The organism is Streptomyces sp. HP-A2021 (assembly GCF_022807935.1).
Taxonomy (GTDB): domain Bacteria; phylum Actinomycetota; class Actinomycetes; order Streptomycetales; family Streptomycetaceae; genus Streptomyces; species Streptomyces afghaniensis.
This window is the reverse complement of sequence record NZ_CP094344.1, coordinates 721242-739022: the sequence shown is the minus strand read 5'-3', so window position 1 is coordinate 739022 and position 17781 is coordinate 721242. Positions and strand designations below refer to the sequence as shown.

The 17781-nt window shown below is 70.4% G+C and carries 17 protein-coding genes; 13 read left to right on the top strand and 4 right to left on the bottom strand.

What is annotated here, in order from left to right; genetic code table 11:
* Positions 1 to 14: 14 nt before the first annotated feature.
* From MQE23_RS03560 to MQE23_RS03545, 4 genes are read right to left on the bottom strand one after another with little or no spacing between them, the layout of a single operon-like run.
* Complete coding sequence (locus tag MQE23_RS03560) at positions 15 to 1046, bottom strand: LacI family DNA-binding transcriptional regulator (RefSeq protein ID WP_020276487.1); 1032 nt, start codon at positions 1044 to 1046, stop codon at positions 15 to 17.
* Entirely contained in the window at positions 1043 to 1951 is a 909-nt protein-coding gene (locus MQE23_RS03555) for a carbohydrate ABC transporter permease (RefSeq protein ID WP_243378203.1), read from the bottom strand. The genes MQE23_RS03560 and MQE23_RS03555 overlap by 4 nt, the downstream gene beginning before the upstream one ends.
* Positions 1948 to 2874, bottom strand: coding sequence for a sugar ABC transporter permease (locus MQE23_RS03550; protein WP_243378202.1), 927 nt, complete (start codon positions 2872 to 2874; stop codon positions 1948 to 1950). Before MQE23_RS03550 ends, MQE23_RS03555 begins: the two co-directional genes overlap by 4 nt.
* Complete coding sequence (locus MQE23_RS03545; RefSeq protein ID WP_020276484.1) at positions 2871 to 4190, bottom strand: extracellular solute-binding protein; 1320 nt, start codon at positions 4188 to 4190, stop codon at positions 2871 to 2873. The genes MQE23_RS03550 and MQE23_RS03545 overlap by 4 nt, the downstream gene beginning before the upstream one ends.
* A 184-nt stretch (positions 4191 to 4374) precedes the next feature.
* On the opposite strand from MQE23_RS03545, the gene MQE23_RS03540 reads away from it, so the two are divergent.
* The 13 genes from MQE23_RS03540 to MQE23_RS03480 all read left to right on the top strand — a co-directional run bounded on the left by MQE23_RS03540 (position 4375) and on the right by MQE23_RS03480 (position 17652).
* On the top strand, positions 4375 to 6396 hold the full coding sequence (locus tag MQE23_RS03540) for a beta-galactosidase (protein WP_243378201.1): 2022 nt from the start codon (positions 4375 to 4377) through the stop codon (positions 6394 to 6396).
* A 114-nt stretch (positions 6397 to 6510) separates the two neighbouring features.
* The gene (locus tag MQE23_RS03535; protein ID WP_243378200.1) at positions 6511 to 8070 is read left to right on the top strand and encodes an arabinogalactan endo-1,4-beta-galactosidase; all 1560 of its coding nucleotides are present in this window, start codon (positions 6511 to 6513) and stop codon (positions 8068 to 8070) included.
* Positions 8071 to 8278: 208 nt separating this feature from the next.
* On the top strand, positions 8279 to 8536 hold the full coding sequence (locus tag MQE23_RS03530) for a helix-turn-helix domain-containing protein (protein WP_020274812.1): 258 nt from the start codon (positions 8279 to 8281) through the stop codon (positions 8534 to 8536).
* 65 nt (positions 8537 to 8601) lie between these two features.
* The gene (locus MQE23_RS03525; RefSeq protein ID WP_020274813.1) at positions 8602 to 9561 is read left to right on the top strand and encodes an SMP-30/gluconolactonase/LRE family protein; all 960 of its coding nucleotides are present in this window, start codon (positions 8602 to 8604) and stop codon (positions 9559 to 9561) included.
* Positions 9562 to 9730: 169 nt separating this feature from the next.
* Positions 9731 to 10192: a fluoride efflux transporter CrcB gene (crcB, locus tag MQE23_RS03520; protein WP_020274814.1), complete on the top strand. Its 462-nt coding sequence runs from the start codon at positions 9731 to 9733 to the stop codon at positions 10190 to 10192.
* Positions 10189 to 10569, top strand: coding sequence for a DUF190 domain-containing protein (locus MQE23_RS03515; RefSeq protein ID WP_037671228.1), 381 nt, complete (start codon positions 10189 to 10191; stop codon positions 10567 to 10569). Before crcB (MQE23_RS03520) ends, MQE23_RS03515 begins: the two co-directional genes overlap by 4 nt.
* Positions 10566 to 10913: a fluoride efflux transporter CrcB gene (gene crcB / locus MQE23_RS03510; RefSeq protein WP_020274816.1), complete on the top strand. Its 348-nt coding sequence runs from the start codon at positions 10566 to 10568 to the stop codon at positions 10911 to 10913. The genes MQE23_RS03515 and crcB (MQE23_RS03510) overlap by 4 nt, the downstream gene beginning before the upstream one ends.
* Before the next feature lie 72 nt (positions 10914 to 10985).
* Positions 10986 to 11822 (top strand): undecaprenyl-diphosphate phosphatase, encoded by an 837-nt coding sequence (locus MQE23_RS03505; protein WP_020274817.1) that lies wholly within the window; start codon positions 10986 to 10988, stop codon positions 11820 to 11822.
* Positions 11823 to 11986: 164 nt separating this feature from the next.
* Entirely contained in the window at positions 11987 to 12664 is a 678-nt protein-coding gene (locus MQE23_RS03500; RefSeq protein ID WP_037671233.1) for a FadR/GntR family transcriptional regulator, read from the top strand.
* Positions 12661 to 14103, top strand: coding sequence for an amino acid permease (locus tag MQE23_RS03495; RefSeq protein ID WP_020274819.1), 1443 nt, complete (start codon positions 12661 to 12663; stop codon positions 14101 to 14103). Before MQE23_RS03500 ends, MQE23_RS03495 begins: the two co-directional genes overlap by 4 nt.
* Before the next feature lie 32 nt (positions 14104 to 14135).
* Entirely contained in the window at positions 14136 to 15152 is a 1017-nt protein-coding gene (locus tag MQE23_RS03490) for an asparaginase (RefSeq protein ID WP_243382476.1), read from the top strand.
* Positions 15153 to 15272: 120 nt separating this feature from the next.
* Complete coding sequence (aspA, locus tag MQE23_RS03485; RefSeq protein ID WP_020274821.1) at positions 15273 to 16685, top strand: aspartate ammonia-lyase; 1413 nt, start codon at positions 15273 to 15275, stop codon at positions 16683 to 16685.
* A 43-nt stretch (positions 16686 to 16728) separates the two neighbouring features.
* Positions 16729 to 17652, top strand: coding sequence for a glutaminase (locus MQE23_RS03480; protein ID WP_020274822.1), 924 nt, complete (start codon positions 16729 to 16731; stop codon positions 17650 to 17652).
* Positions 17653 to 17781: the final 129 nt, after the last annotated feature.

Here is a 17781-nt window from a genome sequence, read left to right as displayed (position 1 = left end):
GGACGGCGGAGAGCCTACGTCGACTCCCGTTTGACCAGCTCCGTCGGCAGGATCACCGCCGCCGGGTCCTCGCCCCCGATCTGCGCGAGCAGCACCCGTACCATCTCGGCGCTGATGCGGTCCCACGGCTGCCGGATGGTCGTGAGCTCGGGGCTGGAGGCCAGGGCGGCCGGGGAGTCGTCGAAGCCGCCGACCGCGACGTCCTGCGGCACGCGCCGCCCCGCCCGCTGGAGGACCGCCAGCACGCCCTGCGCCATCAGGTCCGAGGCGACGAACACCGCGTCCAGGTCCGAGGCCTGTGCCAGCAGCCGCTCGGCGCCCGCCTCGCCGCTGGCCCGGCTGTAGTCGCCGGAGACGACGAGGCGCTCGTCGAACTCCAGGCCCGCCTCCGCGAGCACCTCCTGGTAGCCGGCGAGACGCTCGACACCGCCGGGCGTGTCCAGCGGTCCTGTCACCATGCCCACCCGGCGCCGCCCGAGCGACAGCAGATGGCGCACCATGTCGCGGGCGCCGTCGCGGTCGTCGGCGGCCACGTAGCTCACCTTCGAGCCGAGCCCGATCGGCTTCCCGCACGCCACCAGCGGCACACCGGCCTCGCGCAGCTGCTCGGCGACGGGGTCACCGGAGTGGTTGGAGACCAGCAGCACGCCGTCGACGTGCCCGGCGGTGATGTACCGGGTGAGGCGGCGCCGTTCGTCCTCGGTGCCCGCCAGCATCAGCAGCAGCGGGATGTCGTGCGCGGCGAGCGCCTGGGTGCAGCCGCGCAGCAGGACGTTGAAGTTGGGATCCTCGAAGAACCGCTCCTGCGGTTCGGTGAGCAGGAAGCCGATCGAGTCGGACCGCCCGGTGATCAGGGAGCGGGCGTGCCGGTTGACGACGTACCCCGTCCTGCGGATGGCCGCGTTGACCGCTTCCTGCGCGGCCGGGCTGACGTAGTGGCCGCCGTTGAGCACGCGCGAGACCGTGCCGCGCGAGACCCCCGCCTCGCGCGCCACGTCGTGGATCGTGGGCGGCCTGCGCCTGCCCCCCGAAGCGTTCATGGTCATGACTTTACGGCTCCGGAGAGCAGATCCAGACTCCAGAACCGCTGGATGACCAGGAAGAGAGCCACCAGCGGGAGCACCGCCAGGAACGCGCCCGTGATCACCAGGGTGTACAGCGCCGGGGTGTTGGCGCCCTGCTCCAGCAACGTGAACAGCCCGAGGGTGATCGGGAACTTCTCGTCGTCGCTGAGCATGATGTACGGCAGCAGGAAGTTGTTCCAGATCGCCACGAACTGGAACAGGAACACCGTCACCATGCCGGGGATCATCATCGGCAGCGCGATCCGCGTGAAGATCCGCCACTCGCTCGCCCCGTCCATCCGGCCGGCCTCGACCACGTCGGCTGGTACCGCGGCGGCGGCGTAGATCCGCGCGAGGTAGACGCCGTACGGCGAGAGGATCTGCGGCAGCAGGACGGACAGGAAGGAGTCCGTGAGGTCGGCCTTCGCCAGCAGCAGGTACTGCGGGATGGCCAGGATCACCGGCGGCATCAGCACACCCGCGAGCAGCACGTTGAAGATCGTCTCGCGCCCCCGGAAGCGGTAGATCGCCAGCGCGTAGCCGCTGAACGCGGACACGCACGCCGACAGCAGGGCGCCGAGCCCGGCATGGAGGGCGGAGTTGCCCATCCACTCCCAGTAGACGCCGTCGCGGTAGGCGCTCAGATCCCGGAAGTTGCCGGCGAAGCCGGTGCCCGGCAGGAACGTGAACGTGGAGAACAGCTCACGGCCCGACTTCGTGGCCGCGATGACCACCCAGGCCACCGGCAGCAGGCAGTAGGTCGCCCCCAGGAACAGTGTGACCGTCGGGATCAGGGCGATCCGGCGACGCAGCGGCGGGCGGCCCTGGGCGGTACCGGGCGTGCTGCCCGCCACCGGCTCGGTCTGGGGGACGGCAAGGGAACTCATCGAGCTGCCTCCTGCTTCTGACGACGGTTCGCGGCCCGCAGGAAGCCGAAGGACAGCAGGAGCGTGGCGAACGCGATGATCACGGCCTGCGCCGCGGCGCCGTAGACGTCACCCTCGCCGAACGCGTCCCGGTGCACGTTCATCAGCGGGCTCCACGTCGTGGACACGGAGTTGGTGAGCGGCTTGAGGGTGGTCGGCTCGTTGAACACCTGGAGCGTCGCGATGATCGAGAAGAAGAAGGTCAGCACCAGCGACGGCGCCACCATCGGGATCTTGATCCGCAGCGCGATCTGCACCGGGGTGGCGCCGTCCAGCTTCGCCGCCTCGTAGACCTCCGCCGGGATCGCCTGGAGCGAGGTGTAGATGACGATCATGTTGAAGCCGGTGCCGCCCCAGACCGCGATGTTCGACAGCGCCAGGTACAGCGGCCCGCCGTCCAGCAGGTCGGGCTGTGGCAGCCCCAGCTTGTCGAGCACGAAGTAGAAGGGGCTGACGTCCGGCAGGTACAGGAAGCCCCACAGCAGCGCCGCCACCACACCGGGGATGGCGTACGGCAGGAAGATCGCGAGCCGGGTGAAGGGGGCCAGCCGCACCTTCTCGGAGTCCAGCATCAGCGCGAACAGCAGCGCGAGACCGAGCATCACGGGGACGACGATGCAGCCGTAGCCCAGTACGCGCAGCGAGCCGTTCACCAGCTCGCTGTCGGTGAGGGCGTCGGTGTAGTTCTCCAGCCCGGCCCAGACCTCCCTGCGGGCGCCGGAGCCCAGGCCGAGGCCGGAGACCTTCACCTTGTGCAGGCTGAGCCAGATCGCGTAGCCGATCGGCAGTGCGAAGAACAGTGCGAAAAGGATCGTCGCGGGGAGAAGGAAGGCGTACGGGGCCCCCTTGACCCCGTACGACTGCCGGCGTGCCGTGCTTTTCACCGAGCGACCTCGAAGCCCTGCTTCTTCATGTCGGCGACGGTGTCGGCCTGCATCTTGTTCAGCGCGGCGCCGAAGTCCGACTTGTTCTTCGCGGCGGCGCCGAAGGCGTCCTTGAAAGTGGTGTAGGCGACGTTCACGTTGGGGCCCCAGGCGGACGGCGCCGTGGTCTCCGCGATGTCGGCGGCCTTGGTGTAGAAGTCGGCCTGGTGGGAGAAGTAGGCCGGCGGCTTGAGGAAGGCGCCGCTGGTCTGGGCGTTCTTGGCGGCCGGGTAGATGCCGCTCTCCTTGGCCAGCGCGTTCAGGGCGTCGCCGTCGGTGTTCAGCCAGGCGGCGAACTTCGCGGCGGCCTCCTGGTGCTTGGAATCCGTGGTGACGGCGGTGGAGGAGCCGCCCCAGCTGCCGGTGCGGTTCTCGTTCGCGGACCACTGGGGGAGCGGGGCCATGGCCCACTTGCCCTTGGTCTCGGGGGCGGCCGTGGTCAGCGTGCCCGGCGCCCACACGGCGCTGACCCAGGCGATCTGCTTGCCGGTGTTGAGCGCCTTGTTCCAGGACGGGGTGTACATCGGCTGGTTGTCGATGGCGCCCTCCTTGACCAGTCCGCCCCAGAACTTCGCGACCTTCTGTGTCGCCGCGTCGTTGATGGAGACCTTCCACTGGTCACCGGACGTCGTCCACCACTTGGCGCCGGCCTGCTGGGCGAGGCCGGCGAAGAGGCCGGAGTCGTTGGCGGAGAAGGTGGTGAGGTCCTTGTCGGGGGCGGCCTGCTTCAGCTTGCGCGCGGTCTTCGCGAACTCGTCCCAGGTCGTCGGCACCGTCAGGCCGTACTCCTTGAACAGGTCCTCGCGGTAGTAGAACATCATCGGCCCGATGTCCTGCGGGACCGCGTAGACCGCGTCCGTGCCCAGCGTCGTCTGCTGCCAGACACCGTCGGCGAACCTGTCCTTCGCGTCACCCACGTTCTTCGATATGTCCGCCAGGGCGTCGTTGCTGACCAGCGTGGGCAGCGCCTGGTACTCCGCCTGCACCAGGTCGGGTGCCTTGCCCGCCTTGTGCGCGGTGAGGATCTTGGTGATGAGCGTGTCACCGGACGCCTGCTTCTTCACCGTGACGGTGATCTGGTCCTTCTTGCCCGGCCCCTTGTTCCACAGGTCCACGACCTTGTCCATGCCGGGCGTCCAGGTCCAGTACGTCAGCGAGACCGGCCCCGACTCGGTCTCGCTGTCCCCGGATTCCGAGCCGCAGGCGGCGAGGGCGGCGGCGCCGAGCGCGAGGGCGACGGCGGATGTCACGAGGCGGCGGCGCTTCGTGTACGGCATGGATCTCTCCCCTGACCTGGGGTTCTCGCCTGCTGCGAGAACCTGCCATGCTTCTGTGAGCGTTCACAGTAGAGAAACATCCCGGACACTTGTCAATGGTTGTTGCTGTGCGGTTATGTTGGGCTCTGCACTGCGCCATCGTGTGTGCACGTTCCCATTTGATCGATCGACCGGGAGACCATCCATGCCGGAGACCACCCCCAGGGGCCTCACCAGGCTCGCCTTCGGTGGGGACTACAACCCCGAGCAGTGGCCGGAGAGCGTCTGGCAGGAGGACGTCCGGCTGATGCGGGAGGCCGGCGTCACGATGGTGAGCGTCGGGATCTTCTCCTGGGCACTGCTGGAGCCCTCACCCGGCACCTACGACTTCGGCTGGCTGGACCGGCTCCTGGACCTGTTGCACGAGAACGGCGTCCGCGTCGACCTCGGCACCCCTACCGTCGTACCGCCCGCCTGGTTCTACCGGGCCCACCCCGACGCGCTGCCCGTGACCGCCGAGGGCGTGCGCTACGAGTTCGGCTCCCGCGCGGCGATCTGCCACAGCAACACGGACTACCGCGCGGCCGCCGCGGCCGTCACCACGAAGCTCGCCGAGCGCTACGGCGACCACCCGGCCCTGGCGATGTGGCACGTGCACAACGAGTACGGCGTCCCCGTCTCGGCCTGCTACTGCGACTCGTGCGCCGCGCACTTCCGCCGCTGGCTGGCGACGACGTACGGCACGGTCGACGCGGTCAACGAGGCCTGGGGAACGGCCTTCTGGGGCCAGCGCTACACGGACTTCGACCAGATCAACCCGCCCCGGCTCACCCCCGCGGCCGTCAACCCCGGCCAGGCACTGGACTACAAGCGGTTCGCCGACGCCACCATGCGCGAGAACTTCGTGATGGAGCGGGACATCCTGCACCGCCTCTCCCCGGGCGTCCCGGTCACCACCAACTTCATGACGGCGCTGAGCCAGTGCGACTCCGTCGACTACTGGGCCTGGGGCCGCGAGGTCGACATCGTCACCAACGACCACTACCTGATCACCGACGGCCGCCGCACCCACGTCAACCTGGCGATGGCCGCCGACCTCACCCGCTCCGTCGCAGGCGGCGACCCCTGGCTGCTGCTGGAGCACTCCACCTCGGGTGTCAACTGGCAGCCCCGCAACCCCGCCAAGGCCCCCGGCCAGATGGCCCGCAACTCCCTCACGCACGTGGCGCGCGGCTCCGAGGGAGCCATGTTCTTCCAGTGGCGCCAGTCCCGGCGCGGCGCCGAGAAGTTCCACTCGGCGATGGTCCCGCACGGCGGCACCGACACCCGGGTGTGGCGCGAGGTCGTCCAACTCGGTGCGGCCGTCGACGCGTTGAGCGAGATCCGCGGCACCCGAACCGAGGCCGACGTGGCCGTGCTGTGGGACTGGCACTCCTGGTGGGCGCAGAACCTCGACTGGCGCCCCAGCGTCGACCACGACGCCCGCGAACGCGCCGACGCCTTCTACGAAGCCCTCTACGACCGCCACCTCACCGTCGACTTCGCCCACCCGGAAGCCGACTTGTCGAGGTATCCCCTTGTCGTCGTACCGGCCCTGTACCTGATGACGAAGGCGGCCGGGAACAACCTCACGGCCTACGTCCGCAACGGCGGCACGCTGGTCGTCTCGTACTTCTCCGGCATCGTCGACGAACACGACGCCGTCCACGAGGGCGCCTACCCGGGCCCGCTGCGGGACGTCCTCGGCCTCACCGTCGAGGAGTTCTCGCCGCTGCTGCCCGGCGAACGGGTGCGCGTCAGCGGCCCCGACGGATCCGAGCTGGGCGCCGACGTGTGGGCGGAGTTCGTGGTGCCGGGCGGCGCCGAGACCGTCCTGACGTACGCCGACGGCCTCACCGCCGGGCGGCCCGCCGTCACCCGGCACCGCCTCGGCGAAGGCACCGCCTGGTACGTCTCCACCCGGCTGGGACCCGACGGCATCGACGCGCTGCTCGGCTGGGCGGTCGAGGACGCCCGGCTCACCCGGCGCGCCGACCTGCCCCGGGACGTCGAAGTGGTCCGCCGTACCGGCGAGTCGGGCACCTACCTGTTCGCCGTCAACCACACCGGCTCGGACGCCAAGGTGCCGCTGGAGGCCCCCGGCACCGAACTGCTGACCGGTGAACGCGCCGTGGGCCGGCTGCCGGTCCCGGCCGGAGCCGTCCGGGTCGTACGGCTCGACGGCTGAACCGACTCCCCTCCGCCCGTGCGAGCCGCAGGAGCCGCGGGCGGAGGGGCTCTCCCGCCCCACCTCCGGGCGAGGGCACCCCCAACCCCCACGTCGAAGGGACGACGGACGACGATGTTCCATCCCAGACGCACGCTCAGAACCCTGCTGCTCCCGCTCGCGGCCGGGCTCGCCCTCACCGCCCTGCCCGCCACCTCCGCCCACGCCGCGAGCACGCTGACCAACGGCGGCTTCGAGGCCGACGGTGCGGGCGCGGCCGCCCCCAGCGGCTGGTCCGAGTACGGCGACACCGGCGCCTCGTTCACCGAGTCCGGCGGCCACGGCGGCAGCTACCGCCTGAGCCACTGGGCCTCCAGCGCCTACAAGGTGGAGACATACCAGTACCTGTCCGGACTCACCAACGGCAGCTACAAGCTCACCGCCTGGGTGCGCTCCGGCGGCGGGCAGAAGTCCGCGTACATAGCACTGAAGAACTGCGGCGGCGCGGAACAGCGCACCGACCTGCCGGTCTCGGCCAGTGGGTGGATCCGGATCGTCGTGCCGGTCAATGTGACCAACAACCAGTGCACGCTCAGCGTCAACAGTGACGCGAACGCCGGCAACTGGATCAATGTCGACGACCTGACCTTCACGTCGGGCACGTCCGGTACGTCGATCAAGGGTGCCGACATCTCGTCCCTGGCCAAGAGCGAGGCCAAGGGCGGCGTCTACCGGAACAGCTCCGGCACGGTCGGCGACCCCCTGGCGATCCTCAAGACGTCCGGCATGAACTACGCGCGCCTCAAGGTCTGGGTGAACCCGGCCGACGGCTACAACGACAAGGCACGCGTCCTCGCCACGGCCAAGCGCGTCAAGGCGCAGGGCATGAAGCTCCTGGTCGACTTCCACTACTCGGACTTCTGGGCCGACCCGGGCCGCCAGGACAAGCCCGCCGCCTGGGCCGGACACTCGTACGGTCAACTCAGGACCGACGTGTACAACCACACGTACGACGTCTTGAACGCCCTGAAGGCGCAGGGCACCACCGCCGACATGGTCCAGGTCGGCAACGAGATCAACGGCGGCATGCTGTGGAACGAGGGATCCACCTCCAACTGGACGCAGCTGGCCGGTCTGCTCAACTCCGGCTACGACGCGGTCAAGGCGGTCAACTCCGGCACGACCGTCGCCCTGCACCTCGCCAAGGGCGGTGACCTGGCCGGCACCCGCTGGTGGTTCGACAGCGCGCGCTCCAACGGCGTGAAGTTCGACGCGATCGGCCTGTCCTACTACGGCTACTGGCACGGCACGCTGGCCGACTTCCAGACGACCCTCGACGACGCGGCCTCCCGCTACGGCAAGCCGGTCTTCGTCGCCGAGACCGCCTACCCGTTCCGACTGGACAGCGAGGACTCGCACGAAAACATCATCGACACCAGTGCCGAGCTGGTCTCCGGCTACCCGGCGAGCGTGGCCGGCCAGACCCGGTGGATGAACGACGTGGCGAGCATCGTGGAGGCCGTCCCGAACGGCCGTGGCCTCGGCATCTTCTACTGGGAGGCCACCTGGACCGCGGTGAACGGCAACGGCTGGGACCCGACCGACGCGTCCTCCGGCAACGCCTGGGAGAACCAGGCGCTGTTCGGGTACGACGACCGGGCCCTCTCGTCGACGTCCTGGTTCCGCCACCGCTGACCCGACGGGGGAGAGGGCCCGGCCGCACACCCACGGCCGGGCCCTCTCCCGTTCCCGCACGCAGACCGCGGGCCGACCCGAACTCTCCTGCGCGCCACGGCAGTTCGATATCGGTCAAGGAGGCCGAGCCCTCCGGCGCGGCGGCTTCGACTGCGAGACAGTGGGAAGACGCGCCAAGAGGACCAGAGCCGCGAGGCAGGGGCACGACATGCTGAGGACTCCCAAGGACGAGACGCGCCTGCGCATCCTGGCCTGGCTGAAGGAACCCGGCCCCGCCGCACACGGCGTCACCGCGGACGCCGTCGCCGAGACGTTCTCGATACCCCGCCCGGTCGCCGTCACCCACCTCCGGCTGCTCCAGGCCACCGGCATGCTGCGCACCAGCCGGTCCGCGGGCAGCGTGCACTACCACCGCGACGAGATGCGGATCGCCGAGGTCGCCCGGATGTTTGAGAAGGGCTGGTAGGCGACCCGGTACGACCAGTGCGACCCGGCACAGCGGAATCTCCCCGACGGTGAAGGACACACGCGATGGAACGCCCCACGGCACTCGTCCCACGCCACTACGTCGCCGTGGGCCACGGCCCCGAGGACGTGGTCGCCGACCCGCGCGGGCGCGTGCTGACCGGCCTGGCGGACGGCCGCATCCTGCGCCTGGACGGCCTGGGGGACCCGGTGACCGCCCGCACCGAGGTGATCGCCGAGACCGGCGGCAGGCCGCTCGGGCTCGAAATCCTCCCGGACGGCGACCTGCTGGTGTGCGACGCCGAACGCGGACTGCTGCGCGTCGGCACCGGCGACGGCACGGTCCGGGTCCTCGCCGACTCGGTGGCGGGGGAGCGGCTGCGGTTCGCCAGCAACGTCGTGTCCCTCTCCGACGGCAGCGTGTACTTCACCGTCTCCAGCCGCCGCCACCCCCTGGACCACTGGATCGGCGACATCGTCGAACACACCGGGACGGGACGCCTGCTGCGCCTCGCCCCCGGCGCGGACACCCCCGAGGTGGTGCTGGACGGCCTCCAGTTCGCCAACGGGCTCGCCGCCGGAGCCGACGAGTCGTTCCTCGTCGTCGCCGAGACCGGCGCCCGCCGCCTCATTCGCTACGGGCTCACCGGGCCCGACGCCGGCCGGAGCGAACCCTTCGCCGAGAACCTCCCGGGCATGCCCGACAACCTCTGGCGCGGCGCCCCGGACGGACCGGTCTGGGTCGCGCTCGCCGGGCCCCGCGTCCCCGCCCTCGACCTGTTCCACCGCAGCGCGCCCGCGGTCCGCCGCGCCGCCGCCCGCGTGGCCGTACGCGCTCCCTTCCGTCCCACCGGCACGATCGCCGTCCTGGCCTTCGACGACGAGGGCCGCCCCGTCCACCACCTCGCCCGCCGCCACTCCGGGTACCGGATGGTCACCAGCGTGTGCGAAGCGGGCGGACACCTCGTGCTGGGCAGCCTCTGGGAGCCGGGTGTGGCGGTCTGCGAGCCGCCCGCCCCGAAGTGACGCCGGTTCGCCGCCGGGGTTAACCTGAACCCCGGCCGCGACACCTCTCGCGGCGCGGCGGTGGGGCCCGCCGTACCCGAACCGCGGCGCGGACGCCGCCAACGGTCCCTACTTGCGACGGCACGCGCCCGCACGATCCCGGGCCCCGGCGAGTAGGAGACGCACGACCATGACGGCCCCCGAGGCGGAAAGCCTCCGCATCCGGCCCGCTGCTCCGCACCCGCCCGCCTGGCGCGCCCAGGCGCCGGTCGTCGCGGTGGTTGCGCTCGGCGGGGGAGCGGGGGCCGCCGCCCGCTACGCGGCGTCCCTGTGGTGGCCCGCGCACACGGGCGGCTTCCCCTGGACGATCTTCTGGGTCAACGTCGCCGGCTGTGCCGTGATCGGCGCGTTCATGGTGGTCATCACAGAGTTCCGGGCCACCCACCGCCTGGTCCGCCCGTTCTTCGGCACCGGCGTGCTCGGGGGTTTCACGACCTTCTCGACCTACGCCGTCGACATCCAGAAACTGGCCGACAGCGGTCACCTCGGCACCGGCCTGACCTACCTCGCCGCGACCCCGCTCGCGGCGCTCACGGCGGTGTGGCTCGCGGCCTGGTCGACCCGCCGTGCCCTGAAGTGGAGGCAGTCATGACACGGCTGACCGGCAGGGCCCTGCGCCTGACCGTCTTCGTCGGCGAGAACGACACCTGGCACCACAAGCCCCTCTACTCGGAGATCGTGCACCGGGCCCACGCGGCGGGCCTCGCGGGCGCCAGCGTCTTCCGGGGCGTCGAGGGCTTCGGCGCCTCCTCGCTGATCCACACTTCGCGACTGCTGTCCCTGAGTGAGGACCTGCCGGTCGCCGTCGTGATCGTCGACACCGAGCCACGCGTGAGGGCCTTCCTGGCCCAGCTCGACGAACTCGTCACCGAGGGCCTGGTGACCCTCGACGACTGCGAGGTCATCAGGTACACCGGCCAGGAGCGCACCCCGGGCGAAAGGGGCGCGAAGGGTAAGAGGTCGTTGTGAACTGGCTGCTGGTCGTCGGGGGCGCGATGGTCGGCGCCCCGCTGCGCTACCTCACCGATCGCGCGGTGCAGTCCCGGCACGACTCCGTCTTCCCCTGGGGCACCTTCGCGGTGAACGTCACCGGCTGCCTGATCCTCGGCCTGCTCACCGGCGTGGCGGGACACGTCCAACTGCTGCTCGGCACGGGTCTGTGCGGGGCCCTGACGACGTACTCGACGTTCTCCTACGAGACGCTGCGGCTGGTGGAGACCGGAGCCCGCGGCTACGCCGTCCTCAATGTGACGGCGAGCCTGGCGGCCGGCCTCGGGGCGGCGTTCGCGGGGGTGGCACTCGCGCGTCTGTGAGATCGATTCTCGTCCGCGTGTAGTAAGACGGTCCTCTCCGTGCCCGTCACTCGCCGTACAGAACTGGATCCCATGAGCGTCATCAACGTCGGTCAGGCCGTCGTCCTCGGAGCCGTCGAGGGGGTGACCGAGTTCCTGCCCGTCTCCTCCACCGGCCATCTGAAGATCGTCGAAGGGCTCATGGGCATCCCCGTCGACGACCACGCCGTGATCGGGTTCTCGGCCGTCATCCAGGTCGGCGCGATCGCCGCGGTGCTCGTGTACTTCTTCAAGGACATCGTGCGGATCGTCTCCGCCTGGGGGCGGGGCCTGCGCGACCGTGAGGAGCGGTACCACCACGACTACAAGTTCGCCTGGTGGGTCATCTGCGCCACCATCCCGATCGTCGCCGTCGGGCTCGCCGCCAAGCCGCTCATCCAGGGCCCGCTCGCCTCGCTGTGGGTGGTGGCCGGCTCGCTCATCGTCGGCAGCGGGGTGATGTGGGCGGCGGACCAGATGGGCCGGCACAAGCGTGGCGAGGACGACACCTCCTTCAAGGACGCCATGCTCGTCGGCAGCTCCCAGATCCTCGCCCTGCTCTTCCCCGGCTTCTCCCGCTCCGGTGCCACCATGTCCACGGCGCTGATCCTCGACCTGGACCGGGTCGCCGCCACCCGGCTCTCCTTCTTCCTCGGCATCCCCGCCCTGACCGGCGCCGGCCTCTACGAACTCAAGGACGCCCTGGGCACCGGCGTGGGCGCGGCCCCGCTCGCCGTCGGCACGATCGTGTCCTTCGTGGTGGCCTACGGTTCCATCGCCTGGCTGCTGAAGTTCGTCGCCAAGCACTCCTTCAACGCCTTCGTGATCTACCGGATCGTCGTGGGAGTGCTGCTGTTCGGCCTGCTCGGGACGGGTGTGCTCACCAGCTGACCGGTCGCGGGGGCCGGCGGGCCGGGAGTGTGAACGCGGGCTTCCGGCCCCCTGAACGTTTCGTTGCCACCCCTTGACAGGCACCTCCCGCGACCCGCAGGATCGCCTCCGTGAACCTGTCAGACAGCCGGACAGCCGGACAGCCCGTGCGGCGCGTCAGCGCCATGGAAGCGGTGCTGGCGCATCTGCGCGGCGCCATCGAGCGCGGCGACTACGCGATCGGCGACAAGCTCCCCTCCGAGGCGGAGCTGTGCCGCACCCTGGAGGTCTCCCGGCCCGTGCTGCGCGAAGCGCTGCGGGCCCTGCAGACCATGGGCCTGACCGTCTCCAGGACCGGCAAGGGCACCTTCGTCGTCGCCAGTGCCGTCGAGGACCCCACGTTCGGCGACTACTCGGCCAGCGACCTGCTGGAGGTGCGCCGCCACGTCGAGATCCCGGTCGCCGGGTACGCGGCCCGGCGCCGCACCCCGGAGAACCTCGACCACCTGGCCCACCTCCTGGACCGGATGGAACGGGAGACGGACACCACCGCCTGGGTCGCGATGGACACGCTGTTCCACCTCGCCGTGGCCGAGGCCGCCCAGAACCCGGTCTTCCGCCGGGTCATCGAGGAGATCCGGGACGCGCTGGCCCGCCAGTCCGCCTTCCTCAACGAGCTGGGCGGCCGCCGCGAGCAGTCCAACCGCGAGCACCGGGCGATCGTCGAGGCGCTGATCGACGGTTCCGAGAACGACGCGGTGGAGGCGATGGCCCACCACCTCGACCGCGTCGAGACCACCCTCACCGACATCGTGCGCCCCGCGCGCACGGACACCCCCACGGAAGGCGGACCCGAGGCGTGAGCGAGCAGTCCCTGCACGAAGGCGTGCAGAAACGTTCCGGCCATGTCGACGCCGGAGACGCCGGCTACAGCAAGTCCCTGAAGTCCCGGCACGTCAACATGATCGCCATCGGCGGCGCCATCGGCACCGGCCTCTTCCTCGGCGCCGGCGGCCGCCTCGCCGACGCCGGTCCCTCCCTCTTCATCGCCTACGCGGTCTGCGGCCTGTTCGCCTTCCTCGTCGTGCGCGCCCTCGGCGAACTCGTGCTGTACCGGCCCTCCTCCGGCGCCTTCGTGTCGTACGCCCGCGAGTTCATGGGGGAGAAGGGTGCCTACACCGCCGGCTGGATGTACTTCCTCAACTGGGCGACCACCGGCATCGCCGACATCACCGCGGTGGCCACGTACACCCACTACTGGGGCATGTTCTCCGACATCCCGCAGTGGGTGATCGCGCTCATCGCGCTGGCGGTCGTGCTCACCGTGAACCTGATCTCGGTGAAGATCTTCGGCGAGCTGGAATTCTGGTTCGCGATCGTCAAGGTCGGCGCGCTCGTCGTCTTCATGTGCATAGGCATCTTCCTGCTGGTCACCCAGCATCCCGTCGACGGCCACAGCCCCGGTCCGTCCCTCATCAGCGACAACGGCGGCGTCTTCCCGCACGGCCTGCTGCCCATGCTGCTGATCATCCAGGGCGTCGTCTTCGCCTACGCCTCCGTCGAGCTCGTCGGCGTCGCGGCCGGTGAGACCCAGAACCCCGAGAAGATCATGCCGAAGGCGATCAACTCGATCATGTGGCGTGTGGGCGTGTTCTACGTCGGCTCGGTCGTCCTGCTGTCGATGCTGCTGCCGTGGAACAAGTACACGGCGGGGGAGAGCCCCTTCGTCACGGTGCTGTCCAACATCGGCGTCCCGGCGGCCGGCGGCGTGATGAACCTCGTCGTCCTCACCGCCGCGATGTCCTCCCTCAACTCCGGCCTGTACTCCACCGGCCGCATCCTGCGCTCCATGGCCATGGCCGGGTCCGCGCCCAAGTTCACCTCCGTGATGAGCCGCAGCCAGGTCCCCTACGGCGGCATCCTCCTCACCAGCGGAATCTGCGTGCTGGGCGTCGGCCTCAACTTCGTCGTGCCCGCCGAGGCGTTCGAGATCGTGCTGAACTTCGCGGCGATCGGTATCCTCGCCACCTGGGGCATGATCATGATCTGTCACCTCCTCTTCTGGCAGAAGACCCAGAAGGGCGAGCTGACCCGCCCGGGCTACCGGCTGCCGGGCTCCCCCTGGACCGAGATCGTGACGCTGGCGTTCCTCGCCTCCGTCCTGGTCCTCATGTACGCCGACGGCGGCGCGGGACGCACCACCGTGCTGTGCCTGCCGCTGATCGTCGGGGCACTGGTCGCCGGATGGTTCGCCGTCCGCGGCCGTGTCGCCCGCAAGTCCACCACCGGAGCAGACGCGTGACAGACGCGCCGCTCCACGAGAAGCAGGCAGTGATGTACAGCAGTTCCCTCGCGGACGCACCCCTTGTCCGTGAACCCGTCCACGCCCCCGTCGCCCACCTCGTACGCGGCGGAATCGTCGAAGGCATCCACTACGGCTCCGTCGTCGTCCTCGGCGCCGACGGAGAGGTCCAGCTCCAGATCGGAGACATCGAGGCCGCCTTCTACCCCCGCTCCGCGATCAAGCCCGTCCAGGCCGTGGCCATGGCCCGGGCCGGGCTCCCGCTCGACGGCGACCTGCTGTCGCTGACCGCGGCCAGCCACTCCGGCGAGGAACGCCACCTCGCCGGTACCCGGCGCATCCTCGAACTCGCCGGGCTCACCGAGGACCACCTGCGCAACGTCCCGGACCTGCCGTTCGACGCGGTCGTCCGGGACGCCTGGGTGCGCGAGGGCCGGCTGCCCTCCCGGCTCGCGCAGAACTGCTCCGGCAAGCACGCGGCCATGCTCTACACCTGCACCCTCAACGGCTGGCCGCTGGAGAACTACCTCGACCCCGGCCACCCGCTCCAGCAGGCCATCGCCGAGATCGTCGAGGACCTCACCGGGCAGCGCATCGCCCGGGTCACCGTCGACGGCTGTGGCGCGCCCCTGTTCTCGATCTCCCTGCACGGCCTGGCCCGGGCCACCGCCCGGATCGCCACCGCCGCGCCGGGCACGCCCGAGGCCCGCGTGGCCGACGCGATGCGCGAGCACGCCGAGATGGCCTCCGGCTCCGGCCGGGACGTCGCCGCGCTGATGCGGGCCGTGCCGGGGCTGCTGTCCAAGGACGGCTTCGAGGGGGTGCAGGTCGCTGCGCTGGCCGATGGGCGGGCTGTGGCGGTGAAGATCGCGGACGGGGCGAATCGGGCGCGTGTGCCGGTTGCTGCCGCGGCGTTGGCGCGGGCGGGTGTCGACCCGGAGCTGCTTTCCGAGTTCGGGGGTGAGCCGCTGCTCGGGGGTGGCCGGGAGGTCGGGCGTGTGCGGCCCGTTCGCTCGCTGGAGCCCGTTGTCGGATCGGCTCGCGCCTGACAGCGTGCCGGATCTGTTCGTCGGCGACTGCGGGCCCAGTGTGGCTGGTCGCGCAGTTCCCCGCGCCCCTTGTGGGGCGCACATCCACCCTCACTTCTCAGAAAAGGGGCCTTCCCGCTCATGACCGCCGCCACCCGCGCCGAGCACGATCTGCTCGGCGACCGTGATGTTCCCGCCGAGGCCTACTGGGGTGTGCACACCCTGCGCGCCACGGAGAACTTCCCCATCACGGGCATGACCATCTCCGCCTACCCGCACCTGATCGACGCCCTGGCCGCCGTCAAGGAGGCCGCCGCCCTCGCCAACGAGGAACTCGGCCTGCTGGAGCCGAAGAAGGCCGCCGCCATCGTCGAGGCCTGCCGGGAGATCCGCGACGGCAAGCTGCACGACCAGTTCGTCGTCGACGTCGTCCAGGGCGGCGCCGGCACCTCCACCAACATGAACGCCAACGAGGTCGTGGCGAACCGGGCGCTGGAACTGCTGGGCCACGCCAAGGGCGAGTACCGGTACCTGCACCCCAACGAGGACGTCAACCTCGGCCAGTCCACCAACGACGTCTACCCCACCGCCGTCAAGATCGCCACGGTGTTCGCCGTGCGCGGGCTGCTCGACGCGATGTCCGTCCTCCAGGACGCCTTCGCCCGCAAGGCCGTCGAGTTCCGCGACGTGCTCAAGATGGGCCGCACACAGTTGCAGGACGCGGTGCCGATGACGCTCGGCCAGGAGTTCTCCGCGTACGCCGTCATGATGGACGAGGACCGGTCCCGTCTTGCCGAGGCCGTCGAGCTGATCCATGAGATCAACCTCGGCGCCACGGCGATCGGCACCGGCCTCAACGCCCCCGCCGGATACGCCGAGTCGGCCCGTCGCCACCTCGCGGCCATCACCGGCCTGCCGTTGGTGACGGCGGCCAACCTGGTCGAGGCCACCCAGGACTGCGGCGCCTTCGTCCAGATGTCCGGCGTGCTCAAGCGCATCGCGGTCAAGCTCTCCAAGAGCTGCAACGACCTGCGCCTGCTGTCCTCCGGTCCGCGCGCGGGCCTGAACGAGATCAACCTGCCGCCGGTGCAGGCCGGTTCGTCCATCATGCCCGGCAAGGTCAACCCGGTGATCCCCGAGGTCGTCAACCAGGTCGCCTTCGAGGTGATCGGCAACGACGTCACCATCACCATGGCCGCCGAGGCCGGACAGCTCCAGCTCAACGCCTTCGAGCCGATCATCCTGCACTCGCTGTCGGAGTCCATCACGCACCTGCGTGCCGCCTGCCTCACCCTCGCCGAGCGGTGCGTCGACGGCATCACCGCCAACACCGAGGCGCTGCGCGCGACCGTCGAGAACTCCATCGGCCTCGTCACCGCCCTCAACCCCCACATCGGCTACACGGCCGCCACCGACATCGCCAAGGAGGCCCTCGCCACCGGCCGTGGCGTGGCCGAACTCGTCCTGGAAAAGGGACTGCTGCCCGCCGAGACGCTCGCCGGCCTGCTGCGCCCGGAGGTCCTGGCGGGCAGCGGCCCGGCTCCGGTGGCCTGACGGACGCGAGATCACCGGGACCGGCAGGAGGGACAATCGGATCATGACGTCGTCGACGACCTTCCAGCCGGTCCTGGAGCGCATCGCCGAGGAGATCGAGCGGACGCCCGGCCGGGGCCGAGCCGCCGACTACATCCCGGCGCTCGCCGCCCGCGACCCGCGCAGCTTCGGCATGGCCGTCGCCGAGCCGGACGGCACGGTGTACGGCGTGGGGGACTGGCGGCGTCCCTTCTCCGCGCAGTCCATCACCAAGGTCTTCACCCTCGCCCTCGTCCTGGCCCGCGAGGGCGACGCCCTGTGGGAACACGTCGGCCGCGAGCCCTCCGGCAACCCCTTCAACTCCCTGGTCCAGCTGGAGTACGAGAACGGCATCCCGCGCAACCCGTTCATCAACGCCGGCGCCCTCGTCGTCACCGACCGGCTGCACACCCGTACCGGCGACGCGTCGGGCGAACTGCTGGCGTTCCTGCGGGCGGAGAGCGGCAACGCTGACCTGACCTTCGATCAGGAGGTCGCCGCGTCCGAGTCGGCGCACGGCGACCGCAACGCCGCGCTCGGCCACTTCATGGCGTCCTACGGCAACATCGACAACCCGGTGCCCGTCCTGCTCGACGAGTACTTCCGGCAGTGCTCGATCGCGGCGTCCTGCGCCGATCTCGCCCTCGCCACGGCCTTCCTCGCCCGGCACGGCATACGCGCCGACGGCACCCGCCTGCTCACCCTCAGCCAGGCCAAGCAGATCAACGCGATCATGCTGACCTGCGGCACGTACGACGCGGCGGGCGACTTCGCCTACCGTGTGGGCCTGCCCGGCAAGAGCGGCGTGGGCGGCGGCATCATCGCGGTCGTCCCGGGCCGCTGCACGCTGTGTGTGTGGAGCCCGGGCCTGGACGAACGGGGCAACTCGGTGGCGGGCGTGGCGGCCCTGGACAGATTCACGACGCTGACGGGCCTGTCGGTGTTCTGACGGAACATCTCAGCGGGCGTCGGGGTCATGCCTTCAGGAGCGCGGGGAACTGCGCGACAAGCCATGACGAGCCCGCACCCCGCACACCTCCGCACCCGGCAGATGCTCCCGGCCCCCATCGCCCACACC

Bases quoted from the DNA above. Each gene is read 5' to 3' on its own strand.
- MQE23_RS03560 (WP_020276487.1), bottom strand. From the start codon at position 1,046: ATGACCATGAACGCTTCGGGGGGCAGGCGCAGGCCGCCCACGATCCAC.
- MQE23_RS03555 (WP_243378203.1), bottom strand. From the start codon at position 1,951: ATGAGTTCCCTTGCCGTCCCCCAGACCGAGCCGGTGGCGGGCAGCACG.
- MQE23_RS03545 (WP_020276484.1), bottom strand. From the start codon at position 4,190: ATGCCGTACACGAAGCGCCGCCGCCTCGTGACATCCGCCGTCGCCCTC.
- MQE23_RS03540 (WP_243378201.1), top strand. From the start codon at position 4,375: ATGCCGGAGACCACCCCCAGGGGCCTCACCAGGCTCGCCTTCGGTGGG.
- MQE23_RS03535 (WP_243378200.1), top strand. From the start codon at position 6,511: ATGTTCCATCCCAGACGCACGCTCAGAACCCTGCTGCTCCCGCTCGCG.
- MQE23_RS03530 (WP_020274812.1), top strand. From the start codon at position 8,279: ATGCTGAGGACTCCCAAGGACGAGACGCGCCTGCGCATCCTGGCCTGG.
- MQE23_RS03525 (WP_020274813.1), top strand. From the start codon at position 8,602: ATGGAACGCCCCACGGCACTCGTCCCACGCCACTACGTCGCCGTGGGC.
- crcB (WP_020274814.1), top strand. From the start codon at position 9,731: ATGACGGCCCCCGAGGCGGAAAGCCTCCGCATCCGGCCCGCTGCTCCG.
- MQE23_RS03515 (WP_037671228.1), top strand. From the start codon at position 10,189: ATGACACGGCTGACCGGCAGGGCCCTGCGCCTGACCGTCTTCGTCGGC.
- MQE23_RS03505 (WP_020274817.1), top strand. From the start codon at position 10,986: ATGAGCGTCATCAACGTCGGTCAGGCCGTCGTCCTCGGAGCCGTCGAG.
- MQE23_RS03500 (WP_037671233.1), top strand. From the start codon at position 11,987: ATGGAAGCGGTGCTGGCGCATCTGCGCGGCGCCATCGAGCGCGGCGAC.
- MQE23_RS03490 (WP_243382476.1), top strand. From the start codon at position 14,136: ATGTACAGCAGTTCCCTCGCGGACGCACCCCTTGTCCGTGAACCCGTC.
- aspA (WP_020274821.1), top strand. From the start codon at position 15,273: ATGACCGCCGCCACCCGCGCCGAGCACGATCTGCTCGGCGACCGTGAT.
- MQE23_RS03480 (WP_020274822.1), top strand. From the start codon at position 16,729: ATGACGTCGTCGACGACCTTCCAGCCGGTCCTGGAGCGCATCGCCGAG.